At 58.3% G+C, this 16,811-nt stretch carries 11 protein-coding genes; 7 read left to right on the top strand and 4 right to left on the bottom strand.

Going from position 1 to position 16,811, the window contains the following annotated elements; all coding sequences use genetic code 11:
- Positions 1 to 13 precede the first annotated feature (13 nt).
- Together rcsD and rcsB are read left to right on the top strand one after the other, a co-directional pair.
- Complete coding sequence (gene rcsD / locus CPH57_RS13200) at positions 14 to 2,716, top strand: phosphotransferase RcsD (RefSeq protein ID WP_096242446.1); 2,703 nt, start codon at positions 14 to 16, stop codon at positions 2,714 to 2,716.
- Entirely contained in the window at positions 2,709 to 3,359 is a 651-nt protein-coding gene (gene rcsB / locus CPH57_RS13205; protein WP_004935900.1) for a response regulator transcription factor RcsB, read from the top strand. The genes rcsD and rcsB overlap by 8 nt, the downstream gene beginning before the upstream one ends.
- Positions 3,360 to 3,420: 61 nt before the next feature.
- On the opposite strand, the gene rcsC is transcribed toward rcsB, so the two are convergent.
- Together rcsC and gyrA are read right to left on the bottom strand one after the other, a co-directional pair.
- A complete protein-coding gene (gene rcsC, locus CPH57_RS13210; protein WP_033643839.1) occupies positions 3,421 to 6,282 on the bottom strand; it encodes a two-component system sensor histidine kinase RcsC in 2,862 nt (953 codons plus the stop codon).
- A gap of 166 nt (positions 6,283 to 6,448) precedes the next feature.
- Complete coding sequence (gene gyrA / locus CPH57_RS13215; RefSeq protein WP_033643840.1) at positions 6,449 to 9,091, bottom strand: DNA topoisomerase (ATP-hydrolyzing) subunit A; 2,643 nt, start codon at positions 9,089 to 9,091, stop codon at positions 6,449 to 6,451.
- Positions 9,092 to 9,303: 212 nt separating this feature from the next.
- On the opposite strand from gyrA, the gene ubiG reads away from it, so the two are divergent.
- From ubiG to yfaE, 4 genes are all read left to right on the top strand, one after another.
- Positions 9,304 to 10,029 carry a bifunctional 2-polyprenyl-6-hydroxyphenol methylase/3-demethylubiquinol 3-O-methyltransferase UbiG gene (ubiG, locus tag CPH57_RS13220; RefSeq protein WP_096242846.1) on the top strand — a complete coding sequence of 242 codons (726 nt, stop codon included), beginning with the start codon at positions 9,304 to 9,306 and terminating at the stop codon, positions 10,027 to 10,029.
- A gap of 438 nt (positions 10,030 to 10,467) precedes the next feature.
- The gene (gene nrdA / locus CPH57_RS13225; protein WP_033632525.1) at positions 10,468 to 12,756 is read left to right on the top strand and encodes a class 1a ribonucleoside-diphosphate reductase subunit alpha; all 2,289 of its coding nucleotides are present in this window, start codon (positions 10,468 to 10,470) and stop codon (positions 12,754 to 12,756) included.
- A 67-nt stretch (positions 12,757 to 12,823) separates the two neighbouring features.
- Positions 12,824 to 13,954: a class Ia ribonucleoside-diphosphate reductase subunit beta gene (nrdB, locus tag CPH57_RS13230; RefSeq protein WP_019453694.1), complete on the top strand. Its 1,131-nt coding sequence runs from the start codon at positions 12,824 to 12,826 to the stop codon at positions 13,952 to 13,954.
- A gap of 3 nt (positions 13,955 to 13,957) precedes the next feature.
- The gene (gene yfaE, locus CPH57_RS13235) at positions 13,958 to 14,218 is read left to right on the top strand and encodes a class I ribonucleotide reductase maintenance protein YfaE (protein ID WP_015378558.1); all 261 of its coding nucleotides are present in this window, start codon (positions 13,958 to 13,960) and stop codon (positions 14,216 to 14,218) included.
- Positions 14,219 to 14,277: 59 nt separating this feature from the next.
- Here yfaE and CPH57_RS24850 read toward each other — a convergent pair whose 3' ends face one another.
- Together CPH57_RS24850 and CPH57_RS13245 are read right to left on the bottom strand one after the other, a co-directional pair.
- Complete coding sequence (locus CPH57_RS24850) at positions 14,278 to 14,430, bottom strand: Hok/Gef family protein (RefSeq protein WP_004935921.1); 153 nt, start codon at positions 14,428 to 14,430, stop codon at positions 14,278 to 14,280.
- Positions 14,431 to 14,661: 231 nt separating this feature from the next.
- Positions 14,662 to 15,483 (bottom strand): helix-turn-helix domain-containing protein, encoded by an 822-nt coding sequence (locus CPH57_RS13245; protein ID WP_033651927.1) that lies wholly within the window; start codon positions 15,481 to 15,483, stop codon positions 14,662 to 14,664.
- A 116-nt stretch (positions 15,484 to 15,599) separates the two neighbouring features.
- Between CPH57_RS13245 and CPH57_RS13250 the strand changes: the two genes are divergently transcribed.
- Positions 15,600 to 16,808 carry an NAD(P)/FAD-dependent oxidoreductase gene (locus CPH57_RS13250; RefSeq protein ID WP_231922806.1) on the top strand — a complete coding sequence of 403 codons (1,209 nt, stop codon included), beginning with the start codon at positions 15,600 to 15,602 and terminating at the stop codon, positions 16,806 to 16,808.
- Positions 16,809 to 16,811: the final 3 nt, after the last annotated feature.

Below are 16,811 nucleotides of genomic sequence, written 5' to 3' on the forward strand. Positions count from 1 at the left end.
ATGCGCAGCCACTATGCAAAATAAACAACTGACCATTAGCTCCAGCAATATCACTCGCTGTTTCCTGCTGTTTATCGTGCTGCTGACGATCGGCATCGGCCTGTATGGCTACAACTACACCAACGCCTGGCTGGCGGAAAAGAAGTACACGCTGAACAGCATCGCCGGTTCGCTGCAAAAGCGCATCGATACCTATCGCTACATGACCTATCAGGTCTATGACAAATTCGGCAACGCGCCGGCGCAGAATGTCGATCCCGGTTTGCAGGAAACCCGCCTGCGCCCCGACGTCTACTATGTCGAGAAGCCGCACAAGAAAACCGACGCGGTGATCTTCGGCAGCCATGACGAGAACACGCTGGCGATGATCGCCAACATTTCGGACTACCTGGACAACCGTTGGGGCGCCAAGACCGAGAGCTACGCCATGTATTACCTCAATGGTCAGGACAACAGCCTCAGTCTGATCACCACTCAGCCGCTCAAAGAGCTGGCTTCGCGCTTTAGGGAAAGCTACCTGACCACTTCGGCGGACGAACGCCGCGCCGAGATGCTGCAACAGGCCAATATGCTCGACGAACGCGAGAGCTTTTCCGATCTGCGCAAACAGCGCTTCCAGAACGCCTATTCATTCTCGATTCGCACCACCTTTAATCAGCCGGGACATCTGGCGACGGTGATCGCCTTCGACTTGCCGATCAACGACATCATTCCGGCCAACCTGGCCCGCGCCAATTTCCTGCTGCAGCCGGACGATGTCGAGCTCGACGACAGCGCCATCCCGGCGGAAACCGCCCTCGGCGCCCAGGCGGCGATGAGCGGCGGCTGGGTGGAGTTCAGCGCCGCCCTGCCCAATGCGCCGTTGAAGGTGGTGTATCGCGTTTCGGCCATTAATCTGGCCATAGACCTGCTGCGCAACAACATCTGGCTGATCGCGGTCAATCTGCTGCTGTTGGCGCTCTCGATGCTGAGCATCTACTTTATCCGCCGCCAGTACATCCGCCCGAGCGAAAACATGGCGGTTGAGCTGGAGGCCGAGCGCGCGCTGAATCAGGAAATCGTCTCCAGCCTGCCCTCCGGCCTGCTGGTTTACAGCTTCGCCAACAATGCGGTGATCGCCAGCAACAAAATCGCCGAGCACCTGCTGCCGCACCTCAGCCTGCAAAAAATCGCCCATATGGCCGAACAGCATCACGGCGTCATTCAGGCAACGGTCAACAACGAGGTGTATGAAATCCGCATTTTCCGCAGCCAGCTATCGCCGGATACCTACCTGTTCCTGATGCACGATCAAGATAAAGAGGTCATGGTGAACAAGCGGCTGCAGCAGGCACGGCGTGAATACGACAAGAACGTGCAGGCGCGCAAACTGATGTTGCACAACCTGGGCATCGAACTGAATCAGCCGGTGCGCCAGATGCACGATCTGGTCGACAGCCTGCGCAACCAGCCGGATCAGGAACAACAGCAGGCGCTGCTGGTTCAACTGACGGCGGCGTCGTCATCGGTGCTGGGATTGATCGATAACATCACTCTGCTGACGCGGCTGGAAACCCAGGACTGGCAACCGACGCGCGAGCCGTTCAACCCGGCGGCGATGATCGACGAGTTGCTGCTGGAAGCCCTGCCCGCTCTCAATCAAAAGGGGCTGGCGCTGTTCAAGCATTTCCAGTTGGACGTCGAACAGAACTACATCGGCGACGCCAACGCGCTGCGCAAAGTGATCTCACTGCTGGTGCATTACGCCATTATCACCACCGCCTGCGGTAAGATTTCTCTGGTCATCGACCATGAGCCCGAACACCCGGATCGCCTGATTTTCCAAATCAACGACACCGGCTCCGGCATCTCCAACGAAGAGATCAGCAATCTCAATTACCCGTTCCTCAGCCAGACGCTGGTGGACCGCTTCAACCACGGTTCCGGCCTCACTTTCTTCCTGTGCAATCAGCTGTGCAAAAAGCTTAACGGCCAGTTGGACATTCGCAGCAAAGTGGATATCGGCACTCGCTATACCATTCGCGTCGCCATGGAGATGGAGAGAAAAGAGCCGCAGGAACAGGAAAAGCTGCTCGACGGCGTCACCGCCCTGCTGGACATCACGTCAGATGAAGTGCGCGGCATCGTGACCCGCCTGTTGCAGGCTTACGGCGCCGACTGCCTCGTCGCCGAAGATCGCGCGGTCAACCGCGATTATGACGTGCTGCTGACCGATAACCCGCAGCGAGCCGATGATTACACGCTGTTGCTGGCGACCGATGAACCGGGTTGGCAAGCGCTGGATAAACGCTACATTCGGGTGAACTATAACCTGAACGGCGCATTAATCGACGCCGTGCTGATGCTGATCGAACAGCAAATGGCCGCGCTGGAGCAGGAAGAAAGTCCGCTTTCATTGAGCTCAGAAGATATCCAACTCTATGAAAAACAATTGAAATCAAGTGATTACTATGGGCTGTTTGTCGATACAGTACCCGATGATGTCAAAAAACTGTATACTGAGGCGGGCAGCAGTGATTTCAATGCGCTGTCACAAACCGCACACCGCCTGAAAGGCGTGTTTGCCATGTTAAATCTGCTTCCCGGCAAGCAGCTGTGCGAATCGTTAGAACAGCGCATCGCAGAAGGTGATGCGCCCGAGATCGAGAATAACATCAGTCAGATTGATTTTTTCGTCAGCAGACTGCTGAAGCAAGGTAGCCAACAACATGAATAACCTGAACGTAATTATTGCTGATGACCATCCTATCGTACTGTTTGGCATCCGGAAGTCACTTGAGCAAATTGAATGGGTGAATGTCGTTGGGGAGTTCGAAGACTCAACCGCACTGATCAACAATCTGTCCAAGCTGGATGCCAACGTGCTGATCACCGATCTGTCGATGCCGGGTGACAAGTATGGCGACGGCATCACGCTGATTAAGTACATCAAGCGTCATTATCCGCAGTTGTCGATCATCGTGCTGACCATGAACAACAACCCGGCGATCCTGAGCGCGGTATTGGATCTGGATATCGAAGGCATCGTGCTGAAACAAGGCGCGCCGACCGATCTGCCGAAGGCGCTGGCCGCCCTGCAGAAAGGCAAGAAGTTCACGCCGGAAAGCGTCTCCAAACTGCTGGAGAAAATCAGCGCCAGCGGCTATGGCGACAAACGCCTGTCGCCGAAAGAGAGCGAAGTGCTGCGTCTGTTCGCCGAAGGTTTCCTGGTGACCGAAATCGCCAAGAAACTCAACCGCAGCATCAAAACCATCAGCAGCCAGAAGAAATCGGCGATGATGAAGCTGGGCGTAGAAAACGACATCGCCCTGCTCAACTACCTCTCGTCCGTCAGCATGACGCCGTTGGACAAAGACTAAAGCCCGCCTCACGGCAGGTTAACGCCAAACAGGCACGGCATCCGCCGTGCCTGTTTGCTTTTCAGGCCTCGCTGCGGTTGTAGCGTACCTGCTGGCTGTAATAAGCCAATGTCTGCTCCAGCGTCTCCAGCGTAACCGGTTTCGACAGGCAATTATCCATGCCCGCCTCAAGACAGCGCTGCTTCTCCTCCGCCAACGCGTTCGCCGTCACGCCGATCACCGGCGCGCTGAACTGCATCTCCCGCAGCGCCTGCGTCAGGCGATAGCCGTCCATGTTTGGCATATTGACGTCGGTCAACACAATATCGACGTGGTGCTGTTTCAGTACGGCGAGCGCGTCTACGCCGTCGTTGGCGGTCACCACCTGATACCCCAGCGACCCCAGCTGATCGGAAAGCAGACGACGGTTGATCGGATGATCGTCGACCACCAGCAGATGAATATCGCCGTTGTCCGCCGCGCTGGCCTTGGCGGGCACCGGCAGCTGCACCAGCGCCTCTGCCGCGCCGTTGCCGACGCCGAACAATCGGTTGATCAAGGTCAGCGTTTCACGCGGCGTAGAGGTGCTGTGCATCCAATAGCCTGGCCGGGTTTCCAGCGACGGGCCGATATGTTCGGTCGAGAACTGGATCTGAGCCAACAGCGGCGTGTTCAGCATCAGCGGATAATCGCTGAGCATCACCTCGTCGGCGGCGGTCTCCTGCCCGTCATAGCGCTGGATATCGGCGCCGTAGCCGCCCAGAATCGCCATCAGGTAGCTTTCCAGCCGCTGATTGCGGATATCCAGCCACAGCCGCCGGCCCTGCCAGGTATCGCTGGCCTGCGGGATCGGGAACTGGGCGTTAAACAATGGAATGCGAATGCTGAACAAGCTGCCCAGCCCCGGTTCGGACTCGACGGAGACGTCGCCGTCCATCAGGTTGACCAATTTCTCGCAGATCGCCAGCCCCAAACCGGTGCCCTGGAAGTGGCGCTGCACGCCGGTGCCCACCTGGAAGAACGGATCGAACAGGCGTGAGATCTCCTTCTCCGGAATACCGACGCCGGTATCGCGCACGCTGAATTCCAGGTAGCTGCCGCGGGTGCAGACCTGCAGCACGATGCAGCCGGTATCGGTGAACTTGATGGCGTTGTTCACCAGGTTGGACAGCACCTGCTGCAGCCGCACCGGATCGCCGAAGATACGCTCCGGCACGTTTTGCTCGATAAAGCAGTACAGCCCCAAACGTTTCTTCACCACCAACGGCAAATAGTTGCCGGCGATATGGGTGATCACCTCCAGGCAGGAGAACTCACGCGGTTCAATCTTCAGCTGCTCGGACTCGATTTTGGAGAAGTCGAGAATATCGCTGATGATTTTAAGCAGCAGCCCGGAAGAGTTGTTCATCGCATTGACCAGCCGATCGACCCCTGGCGGTAACGCCTTGGTCTGCAGCAGATCGAGGTTGCCGATAATGCCGTACAGCGGCGTGCGCAGCTCATGGCTGACGGTGGCCAGGAACATCGATTTAGACTGGCTGGCCTGCTCCGCCGCCGCCGCCATCTCCTGCAGCGACTCTTCCATTTTCACGCGCGCGCTGACGTCCACCAGCACGCAGATCGCCACCTCTTCGTTGCGGTAACGCGAATGGACAAAGCTGATCTGCAGATTATTGTTGTTGCTGGTCATCACATCGACGAAGTTCGCCTGCTGTTCGCAGATGATGCGCGTAATGCGATCGCGATCTTCGTGGGTCAACAGGTTGATGTAGTTGTGCGCCAGTTCGTTACTCAGAATATTGGTGCCATCGCTGATGCGCAGGATACAGATGCCCACCGGCGCCGAGGCGACGATCTTGCGGTTGAACTGTTCGTGTTCTTCCAGCCGGAAGGCATTGTCCTCCGCCGGCAGGAACATTTTGCGCTCAAACAGCCACGCCAGCGTGAACAGCACGATAGCCGACAACAGGTTCAGCAACAGCGCATTGAGGATCAGCATTTTGAAGCGTTCCACCACGCTTTTCACCGGCAGCGCATAAACGATGCTCAGCGATGAAGGCGGCAGCGCTTTTTTCAGGATCAGATCGCGGTAGTTGTCGACATAACCGAAGTAAGCATGCTCTTCGGGGTAGCTGTTGAGCGCAGCGGCATAGCGATCGCCATCCGCCAGGCGCAGTATCGGATCGTTGTTTTCATCCAGCAGCGTGACACCGATCGGCAGGTTGCCGGCGGTGACGAAATCTTCCAGCCGGACGGTTTGCTCGATGCCCAGCAGCGCCTCCAGCTTGTTGCCGATATAGAGAGGCGTCAGCACATACAGATAACCGATGTCAGGCCGCTGCGCGCTGGGGCTAATCCAATACAGGTTGTTGTCTTTGTCCAGATTCTTGGCGTTGCGGTATTTCAGAATGCGCTCGTGCAGCAGCTTCAGCATGTTTTCCCGGTTGGCGACCGCGTTGCCGCCGCCGAATTCCGCCAGACACAGGCTGTCGCCGCCGATAAAGAACACCCGGTTGAGATCGTAGGCCGCCACGAAGTTCTCTTTCCAATACTGGATCAGGCCGCTCAGCGAATCGAGTGAACTGCGGTAAGTGGCGCTCAGGGCGCAATTAGACTCTGGATACAGCGGATAGAATTGCGGTGGGCTGCCCTTGCCGGGGATCACGCCGCTGAACATGTCCAGGCCGCTGACCGAACCGTTGAGGCGGTTTTCCGCCATGTACTTGATGTCGCGTATGATGTCGGCGGAATGGCGAATATAGCCCTGCGCCTGATCGAAATTGAGGTTGTACTCCTGGCGGATGTCCGATTCTTTCTGATGCAGGATATTCAGAATATAAAAGGTGGTGAGCAGCGCTCCCAACGACCACAGCAAAATCGCCAGCACCCGGAACAGATAGCGGGATATCTTCAGCGTAGTTCGAAAAGAGGCTAAATATTTCAATCGGATACCATACGAAAGTCAGTGGCGGCGCGCGTTGTCGCCGGCGCAGCGGCCGGCGGCTCGGTGCGCCAATTAAACCATATAACTGAAAAAGGGCCTAGCATCGCTGCCAGGCCCTTTTGTCTCAGTGCATTACGGTGTCGGCATGCCGACGCCCTCACCTTGCTTAAACGTTGTCGTCGTCCATCGGCTCAGCCGCGTCGTCGCCATCGTCCAGCGGCGTAGTGTCTTCTTCCACCGCTTCCGCGCCCGGTTCCAGGCTGTCCAGCTCTTCGTCTTCCACCGGCTCGGCCACGCGCTGCAGACCGACGACGTTTTCGTCTTCCGCCGTACGGATCAGCGTCACGCCCTGGGTGTTACGACCGACCACGCTGACTTCCGAAACGCGGGTACGCACCAGCGTGCCGGCATCGGTGATCATCATGATCTGGTCGCTGGTTTCCACCTGCACGGCGCCGACCACCTGGCCATTACGCTCGCTCACCTTGATGGAGATAACCCCCTGGGTGGCGCGTGACTTGGTCGGGTACTCGGTGACTGCAGTACGTTTACCGAAGCCGTTTTGCGTGACGGTCAGAATGTCGCCCTCGCCGCGCGGCACGATCAGCGAAATCACGCTGTCGCCTTCGCCGAGGTTGATGCCGCGCACGCCGGTCGCGGTACGGCCCATCGAACGCACCTGCGTTTCCGGGAAGCGCACCACTTTACCGTTGGCGGAGAACAGCATCACTTCGTTGGTGCCATCGGTCAGATCGACGCCGATCAGCTCGTCGCCCTCGTTGAGGTTGACGGCGATAATGCCGGCGCTGCGCGGACGGCTGAACTCGGTCAGCGCGGTTTTCTTCACGGTACCGCTGGCGGTGGCCATGAACACGTGACGCCCTTCTTCATACTCGCGCACCGGCAGAATGGCGGTGATACGCTCATCGGCTTCCAGCGGCAACAGGTTGACGATTGGGCGGCCGCGCGCGCCACGGCTGGCTTCAGGCAGTTGATACACCTTCATCCAGTACAGGCGGCCACGGCTGGAGAAGCACAGGATCGTATCGTGGGTGTTGGCCACCAGCAGGCGATCGATAAAGTCTTCTTCTTTAATGCGCGCGGCGGACTTGCCTTTGCCGCCGCGGCGCTGAGCTTCATAGTCGGACAGCGGCTGATACTTCACGTAGCCCTGGTGAGACAGGGTCACCACAACATCTTCCTGGTTGATCAGGTCTTCGATGTTGATGTCGGAAGTATTGGCGGTGATCTCGGTGCGACGGCCGTCGTTGTACAGCTCTTTGACCGCCACCAGCTCTTCGCGGATCACTTCCATCAGGCGCTCTGGGCTTTCCAGAATAAAGATCAGCTCGGCGATGAAGTTGAGCAGCTCTTTATATTCGTCCAGCAGCTTTTCGTGCTCCAGGCCGGTCAGTTTCTGCAGACGCAGATCCAGAATCGCCTGAGCCTGCTGCTCGGTCAGGTAGTACTTGCCGTCGCGGATGCCGAACTCCGGCTCCAGCCACTCAGGGCGAGCGGCGTCGTCACCGGCGCGTTCCAGCATGGCGCTGACGTTGCCCAGATCCCACGGCTGAGCCACCAGCGCGACTTTCGCTTCCGCCGGCGTCGGCGCACGGCGAATCAGCTCGATGATCGGATCGATGTTAGCCAACGCGATAGCCAGCGCTTCCAGGATATGGGCGCGGTCACGGGCCTTGCGCAGTTCGAAGATGGTGCGGCGGGTGACCACTTCGCGGCGGTGGCGCACGAAGGCTTCGAGGATATCTTTCAGGTTCAGCAGCTTAGGCTGCCCCTGATGCAGCGCGACCATGTTGATGCCGAAGGTAACCTGCAGCTGCGTCAGCGCATACAGGTTGTTCAGCACCACTTCGCCGACCGCGTCGCGTTTGACTTCGATCACGATGCGCATGCCGTCTTTATCGGACTCGTCACGCAGCGCGCTGATGCCTTCTACGCGTTTTTCTTTCACCAGCTCGGCGATCTTTTCGATCAGACGCGCCTTGTTCACCTGATACGGGATCTCGTGAACGATGATGGTTTCGCGGCCGGTTTTGGCGTCGGCTTCCACTTCCGCGCGCGCGCGCAGGTAGACTTTGCCGCGCCCGGTGCGGTAGGCCTCTTCAATGCCGCGACGGCCGTTGATGATCGCCGCCGTCGGGAAGTCCGGCCCCGGGATGTGTTCCATCAGCCCTTCGATGCTGATGTTTTCATCATCGATATAGGCCAGGCAGCCGTTGACGACTTCAGCCAGGTTGTGCGGCGGAATATTGGTGGCCATGCCCACGGCGATGCCCGACGAGCCGTTGACCAGCAGGTTCGGGATCTTGGTCGGCATAACGGCCGGGATCTGCTCGGTGCCATCATAGTTAGGCACGAAGTCGACGGTTTCTTTTTCCAGATCCGCCAACAGTTCGTGAGCAATCTTGGACATGCGCACTTCGGTATAACGCATCGCCGCGGCGGAGTCGCCGTCGACGGAACCGAAGTTACCCTGACCGTCCACCAGCATGTAGCGCAGTGAAAACGGCTGAGCCATACGCACGATAGTGTCGTAAACCGCGCTGTCACCGTGCGGGTGATATTTACCGATCACGTCCCCGACGACACGGGCCGATTTCTTGTATGGTTTATTCCAGTCGTTACCCAATACACTCATCGCGTAAAGAACGCGGCGGTGAACCGGCTTCAGTCCATCACGAACATCTGGCAGCGCACGTCCGACAATAACGGACATCGCGTAGTCCAGATACGAGTTTTTCAACTCGTCTTCGATGTTTACCGGTGTGATTTCTCTGGCAAGGTCGCTCATGGAGCTGCTATCCCTCTACTAATGATTCATCTGCCCGCTGCCATAGTGGCAAAGGTGTAAAACTATATCACAAAGCACGCTTTACGGGAAAATAACCGCCGCTGTTTCACGGAAATTGTACAGATTAGTGCGCTAAAAACGCATCGACGCAGACGATGCCGCGCCGGAACATGTATAATCCGCGCAACGAGAACAAGGAGCCAGACAAGCCCATGAACGCAGAATCATCCAGCCGAGTGCAAAACGTTGACCACCAGGAAATCGCCAAGTTCGAGGCCGTCGCCTCCCGCTGGTGGGATCTGGAAGGCGAGTTCAAACCGCTGCACCACATCAACCCGCTGCGCCTGAACTACATCATGCAGCGCGCCGGCGGCATTTTTGACAAGCAGGTGCTCGACGTGGGCTGCGGCGGCGGCATTCTGGCGGAAAGCATGGCGCGCGAAGGCGCCGAAGTGACCGGTCTGGACATGGGCGGGGAGCCGCTGCAGGTCGCCCGGCTGCACGCGCTGGAAAGCGGCGTGAACGTGACTTACGTGCAGGAGACGGTGGAAAGCCACGCTCAGGCCAACCCGCAGCGCTACGACGTGGTCACCTGCATGGAAATGCTGGAGCACGTGCCCGATCCGGCCTCGGTGGTGCGCGCCTGCGCCCAACTGGTGAAACCGGGCGGCCACGTGTTCTTTTCCACCATCAACCGCAACACCAAAGCCTGGCTGATGGCGGTGATCGGCGCGGAGTACGTGCTGAAGATGGTGCCGCAGGGCACCCACGATCATAAGAAGTTTATTCGCCCTTCCGAACTGATCGGCTGGGTCGACGGCACGCCGCTGCGCGAAAAGCACATGATCGGCCTGCATTACAACCCGATCACCGATCATTTCAAGCTTGGGCGCAACGTTGACGTGAACTACATGGTGCACACCCAGCACGAAGGCTGAGCGCTGTAAACCGCGCCGGCCCTGCGTTATCGGGGTTCGGCGCCAACGCGCTGTTAGGAAAAATACCTAATTTCCGCGACTTCGATCAAAATCGTGGTTGTAGACAGTTTTTTAGAATATTAAATCAGATCAATATGCCGTTTTTTTCTAACGTTTAATAAAACGCCAAACGATCGGTTTTTTCAGTTTTTCAGTAAAATCTGATCTCGCTTATTGACAAGCTTGTCGCGCCAGTCACGGCGCGCACTGCGAACGGCAAGTTACATTTCACCCCCAAGTTATCCACAAATTAGGCCGGTTTTGTTCACTTGCAAACGCCGTTTTTTCTCACTATCTTGTTACCTCACCGACATACAACCCCTATATATAGTGTTTACATACTGAGCAGAGCGACTACACTTCTGCTTAGGGGCACCATACGGACAGGTAAAACACCACATGAACCAAAGTCTGCTTGTAACTAAACGCGATGGCCGTAAAGAGCGCATCAACCTCGACAAAATCCACCGGGTCATCGATTGGGCCGCAGAAGGATTGCACAACGTCTCGGTTTCTCAAGTAGAGTTGCGTTCCCACATTCAGTTTTATGACGGCATCAAAACCGCCGACATTCACGAAACCATCATCAAAGCCGCTGCCGATCTGATCTCCCGCGATGCGCCGGACTATCAGTACCTGGCCGCTCGCCTGGCGATCTTCCACCTGCGTAAAAAGGCTTACGGCCAGTTCGAACCGCCGAAGCTGCACGCTCACGTGACCCGCATGGTCGAGATGGGCAAATACGATAAACATCTGCTGGAAGACTACAGCGCTGAAGAGTTCGAGCAGATGGACTCCTTTATCGATCACTGGCGCGACATGAACTTCTCTTATGCCGCCGTCAAGCAGCTGGAAGGCAAGTATCTGGTGCAGAACCGCGTCAGCGGCGAGATCTACGAAAGCGCCCAGTTCCTGTACATGCTGGTGTCCGCGTGCCTGTTCTCCAACTACCCGCGTGAAACTCGTCTGGATTACGTCAAACGTTTCTACGACGCGATTTCCACCTTCAAGATTTCGCTGCCTACGCCGATCATGTCCGGCGTGCGCACCCCAACCCGCCAGTTCAGCTCCTGCGTGCTGATCGAGTGCGGCGACAGCCTGGACTCCATCAACGCCACCTCCAGCGCCATTGTGAAATACGTTTCGCAACGCGCCGGCATCGGCATCAACGCCGGCCGCATCCGCGCGCTGGGCAGCCCGATCCGTGGCGGTGAAGCCTTCCATACCGGCTGCATCCCGTTCTACAAACACTTCCAGACCGCCGTCAAATCCTGCTCGCAGGGCGGCGTGCGCGGTGGCGCGGCAACGCTGTTCTACCCGATGTGGCACCTGGAAGTGGAAAGCCTGCTGGTGCTGAAAAACAACCGCGGCGTTGAAGGCAACCGCGTGCGCCACATGGACTACGGCGTGCAGTTGAACCGTCTGATGTACCAGCGCTTGATCAAAGGCGAAGACATCACCCTGTTCAGCCCGTCCGACGTGCCGGGGCTGTATGACGCGTTCTTCGCCGATCAGGACGAATTCGAGCGCCTGTACACCCAGTACGAGAAAGACGACAGCATTCGCCAGAAGCGCGTGAAAGCGGTTGAGCTGTTCTCGCTGATGATGCAAGAACGCGCCTCTACCGGCCGTATCTATATCCAGAACGTCGACCACTGCAACACCCACAGCCCGTTCGATCCGCAGATCGCGCCGGTGCGCCAGTCCAACCTGTGTCTGGAAATCGCCCTGCCGACCAAGCCGCTGGAAGACGTCAACGACGAAAACGGCGAGATCGCACTGTGCACCCTGTCCGCCTTCAACCTGGGCGCGATCGACAGCCTGGACGATCTGGAAGAGCTGGCGACCCTGGCGGTACGTTCGCTGGACGCCCTGCTGGATTATCAGGATTATCCGATCAAGGCCGCGCACCGTGGCGCAATGGGTCGCCGCACCCTGGGCATCGGCGTCATCAACTTCGCCTATTATCTGGCGAAGAACGGCGTGCGCTACTCCGACGGCAGCGCCAACAACCTGACCCACAAGACGTTCGAAGCCATTCAGTACTACCTACTGAAAGCCTCCAACCGTCTGGCGCAGGAACAAGGCGCTTGCCCGTGGTTCAACGAAACCACCTATTCGCAGGGCATCCTGCCGATCGACACCTACAAGAAAGACCTGGATGCGATCTGCAGCGAGCCGCTGCACTACGACTGGGAAACCCTGCGTAAAGAGATCCAGGAAACCGGTCTGCGCAACTCGACGCTGTCCGCCCTGATGCCGTCGGAAACCTCTTCGCAGATTTCCAACGCCACCAACGGCATCGAGCCGCCGCGCGGTCACATCAGCATCAAGGCGTCGAAAGACGGCATCCTGCGCCAGGTGGTGCCGGAGTATGAGCGTCTGAAAGACAACTACGAGCTGCTGTGGGAAATGCCGAGCAACGACGGCTATCTGCAGCTGGTGGGGCTGATGCAGAAATTCATCGACCAGTCGATTTCGGCCAACACCAACTACGATCCGACCCGCTTCCCGGGCGGCAAGGTGCCGATGAAGCAGCTGTTGAAAGACCTGCTCACCACCTACAAGTTCGGCGTGAAAACGCTGTACTACCAAAACACCCGCGACGGTGCGGAAGACGCCCAGGAAGATTTGCAGCCTGCCAAGGCCGGCGATGACGACTGCGAAAGCGGCGCCTGCAAGATCTAAAGTTTGACCTAGCGGGCCGGAATTTTCCGGCCCCTTCATTTAGCCACGTTACGATGGATTCAGGCTTATGGCTTACACCACTTTTTCTCAGACCAAAAACGACCAGCTGCAAGAGCCGATGTTCTTCGGCCAGTCGGTAAACGTTGCGCGTTTCGACCAGCAAAAGCATGAAATCTTCGAAAAACTGATCGAAAAACAGCTCTCCTTCTTCTGGCGCCCGGAAGAGGTTGACGTTTCCCGCGATCGCATCGATTACCAGGCGCTGCCGGAGCATGAGAAGCACATCTTCATCAGCAACCTGAAGTATCAGACCCTGCTGGACTCCATCCAGGGCCGCAGCCCGAACGTCGCCCTGCTGCCGCTGATCTCGATCCCTGAGCTGGAAACCTGGGTGGAAACCTGGTCGTTCTCCGAGACTATCCACTCCCGTTCCTACACCCACATCATCCGCAACATCGTCAACGATCCGGCGCTGGTGTTCGACGACATCGTCACCAACGAAGAGATCAAGAAGCGCGCGAAAGACATTTCCGGCTACTACGACGATCTGATCGAGATGACCAGCTACTATCACCTGCTGGGTGAAGGCACCCACCAGGTGAACGGAAAAACCGTCACCGTCAATCTGCGTGCGCTGAAGAAGCAGCTGTACCTGTGCCTGATGAGCGTGAACGCGCTGGAAGCGATCCGCTTCTACGTCAGCTTTGCCTGCTCCTTCGCTTTCGCCGAGCGCGAATTGATGGAAGGCAACGCCAAAATCATCAAACTGATCGCCCGCGACGAAGCGCTGCACCTGACCGGCACCCAGCACATGCTGAACCTGATGCGTTCCGGCGCCGACGATCCTGAAATGGCGGAGATCGCCGAGGAATGTCAGCAGCAGTGCTACGATCTGTTCGTGCTGGCCGCCCAGCAGGAGAAAGAGTGGGCGGAATACCTGTTCCGCGACGGCTCGATGATTGGCCTGAACAAAGACATCCTGTGCCAGTATGTGGAATACATCACCAATATCCGCATGCAGGCGGTCGGCCTCGGTCTGCCGTTCGAAACCCGCTCCAACCCGATCCCGTGGATCAATGCCTGGTTGGTGTCCGACAACGTGCAGGTAGCGCCGCAGGAAGTGGAAGTGAGCTCTTACCTGGTTGGCCAGATCGACTCGGAGATCAACGCCGACGACCTGAGCGACTTCGAACTGTAAGCGATGGCGACGCCAACCGTAACGCTGCGCGCCGCCGGCACGCAGCTCTCTTGCCCTAACAGTGAAAACTGCCTGCTCGACGTGCTGGAACTGCACGATGTGCAGGTAGAGTACCAATGCCGCTCCGGCTATTGCGGCGCCTGCCGTCTGAAGCTGGTGAAAGGCGAAGTGGCCTACCGCCAACAGCCGCTGGCGTTTATCAACGCCGGTGAAATCCTGCCCTGCTGCTGCATGCCGCTGACGGATATCGAGCTGGAAATGTAAAGTCGGGTGCCGGAAACCGCGCCTGGAGACCAGAAGGCGGGGTTGCCCCCGCCCTAGGATTACCGCTTCACCTCACACGCCAACCTGATCAGGATAGTGATATTTTCCTGGTAGATTTTCAGCTCGCACAGCGAGTCTCTTATCATCCAGATAAATAACAAAACCGTAATACATACAACGGTTAGCGAGTGAAACACATGCCTTAAGCGCATGCTTGCCTCCTTGCTGTGAAGGGGCTACCATACCGGTGTCTAGGCGGTATGTGCAGCCCCATTCTGATTGAGAGTCAGTCTGGGGCTTTCATCTATCCGCCTTGTCACACAATGCCCAAGACGAACAGTCTCAAGCACCCGTCAAGAGAGTAACAGCATTCCCTCACCGCGAATATCCCCTATAAGATTATGATTAATCAGGGATATATAACTATCCTCAAAGTATTTCGCTTAGCGCCCCTTTCCCGCCGATGTGGAAAAATAACGCGCCGGGGAATCGCCGAAGGCTTTACGAAACATGGCGATAAAATTGCTCGGCGAGGCATACCCCAGCGCCTCCGCAATCTGCAGCACCGTTTCGCCTTCGGCCAGCTTCGCCAACGCATATGACAACCGAGCCTGCTGACGCCACTGGGCAAAACTCAACCCCGTCTCGCCGATCATCAGCCGCCGCAGGGTACGCGGCGACATCGCCCCCCATTCAGCCCACGCCTCCAGTGAACGTTCGCTCCCCGGTTGCGCCAGCAAGGCCTGCAGAACGCCGGCCAGGCGCGGATGGGACGACATCGGTAAATACAGCGGCTCCGTCGGCGCCAGCCGTATCTCGTCACGCATCACCTGCGCCATACGCTCCTGCTCCAGGGTAAGCGCGCTGCGTTTGTCCCAACCTTCCGCACGCTGAGCCAGCGCCTGTAGCACTGCGCTGATGCCGATAACGCAAGGTGTATTCGACAGATCGTGGCAGGCCTCCGGCGCCAGCAGTAAACTCCAACCGCTCAGCGCGCCGCAAACCTGCACCCGGTGCTCCGTCGCCGGCGGGATCCAACCCGCCCGCTGAGGCGGCAGCACCCAATCGCCCTGCGCCGTGCTTACATGCAGCAAACCGCTTTCAACGCACAGCAACTGCCCGCGCACATGCTGATGCCAGTCGTATTCGCGCGTGCCCAACCGATACTCCCGGCCTGCCGCGTCGCGGCCGCCGAGGGCGATCAGCCAGGGGCCCGTCGACCATTCGCTGCAGTCAGCGTCGAGGGCGTGAAGGTTCGCATTCATATTGGCCACTAATCACTATTTTTAGTCCAGATACCGTTATACCAACCTTTTCCTGCACCGACATAATGAAATGCTTCCGGCCGCGACCGTCTGCGGCCACTGACTCACGAGGGAACATGATGACAACACTCAGCATTGGCATTATCGGCGCCGGGCCCGGCGGCCTGTGTCTGGCTCAGGGACTGCGCCGCTTTGGCATCCACGCCACGGTGTTTGAACGCGACACCACACCGCAAGCACGCGATCAGGGCTACCGGCTGCGCATCGATCCGTCGGGCCAGCAGGCGCTGGCCGCCTGCCTGCCGCCGACGCACTACCGCTTGCTCTGCGCCGGCAGCGCGCAAAACAGCGGCGAGAGCAATCTATGGGATCCGCAGCTTGCCCCGCTCATCGGCCGGCGCCCCGAGCACTGGTTGCCCTCCAGCCAGCACCAAACACAAGAACCGGGCGGCGATCTCGGCATTCATCGCCAAACGCTGCGCGAGATCCTGCTTGCCGGCCTGCAAGACCGGGTACGTTTCGGCCATACCTTGCATGAATTTGCACAAACGCCGCAGGGTGTGGAACTTCAGTTCGCCAACGGCGAACACGTGCGGGTCGATGTGCTGATCGCCGCCGACGGCGTCAACTCGCTGGTGCGGCGGCGCTGCCTGCCCGAGGCGGGGCCAGAAGACAGCGGTGCGGTCACCCTCTACGGCAAAACGCCGCTCGATGCGGCGACCCGGGCCCAATTGGCCCCTGAGCTGCTGAACGGCGTATCGGTGATCTTCGCCGACGGCGTGTCGCTGGTGGTTGAACCGATGCGCTTTCAGGCCCCCATGGCGCAACTGGCGGCCGACTACGCGCCCGATTGCCGCCTCTCGCCGGTCGACGACTATCTCTATTGGGCCTGTATCGGTTCGGCTGAACGTCTCGGCGGAGCCCCGGGACTGGAGGAGAACACCGCGTTGCAGGCGCGCGTACGGCATATCTCGCAAGGATGGGCGCCCGCCTTGCAAACGGCGTTAGCGCTGGCGGATCCCCTATCGCTCAGCGTGCGGACGGTGCAGGTTACGGCGGCGATGCCGGAATGGCACAGCGAACGCATCGCCTTTCTCGGCGACGCCGTGCACGCCATGAGCCCGGCAGGTGGGCTCGGCGCCAACACCGCGCTGGTAGACGCCGCCAGCCTGGCGGCGCATCTGGCGCACTCAGACAGCGCCGCGCAGGCGCTCAGGAACTACGGTACAGAGCTGCAAACGCGAGGCGCGGCGGCAATACATCTTTCACGCCTGGCGTCCGAACGGCTACAACAAAACAGTGAGGCAGACAACTCAGCGCCATGAGCG

Source organism: Serratia sp. JKS000199, from assembly GCF_900215455.1.
Lineage (GTDB): Bacteria > Pseudomonadota > Gammaproteobacteria > Enterobacterales > Enterobacteriaceae > Serratia > Serratia ureilytica.

Bases quoted from the DNA above. Each gene is read 5' to 3' on its own strand.
- rcsD (WP_096242446.1), top strand. From the start codon at position 14: ATGCAAAATAAACAACTGACCATTAGCTCCAGCAATATCACTCGCTGT.
- rcsB (WP_004935900.1), top strand. From the start codon at position 2,709: ATGAATAACCTGAACGTAATTATTGCTGATGACCATCCTATCGTACTG.
- gyrA (WP_033643840.1), bottom strand. From the start codon at position 9,091: ATGAGCGACCTTGCCAGAGAAATCACACCGGTAAACATCGAAGACGAG.
- ubiG (WP_096242846.1), top strand. From the start codon at position 9,304: ATGAACGCAGAATCATCCAGCCGAGTGCAAAACGTTGACCACCAGGAA.
- nrdA (WP_033632525.1), top strand. From the start codon at position 10,468: ATGAACCAAAGTCTGCTTGTAACTAAACGCGATGGCCGTAAAGAGCGC.
- nrdB (WP_019453694.1), top strand. From the start codon at position 12,824: ATGGCTTACACCACTTTTTCTCAGACCAAAAACGACCAGCTGCAAGAG.
- yfaE (WP_015378558.1), top strand. From the start codon at position 13,958: ATGGCGACGCCAACCGTAACGCTGCGCGCCGCCGGCACGCAGCTCTCT.
- CPH57_RS24850 (WP_004935921.1), bottom strand. From the start codon at position 14,430: ATGCGCTTAAGGCATGTGTTTCACTCGCTAACCGTTGTATGTATTACG.
- CPH57_RS13245 (WP_033651927.1), bottom strand. From the start codon at position 15,483: ATGAATGCGAACCTTCACGCCCTCGACGCTGACTGCAGCGAATGGTCG.
- CPH57_RS13250 (WP_231922806.1), top strand. From the start codon at position 15,600: ATGATGACAACACTCAGCATTGGCATTATCGGCGCCGGGCCCGGCGGC.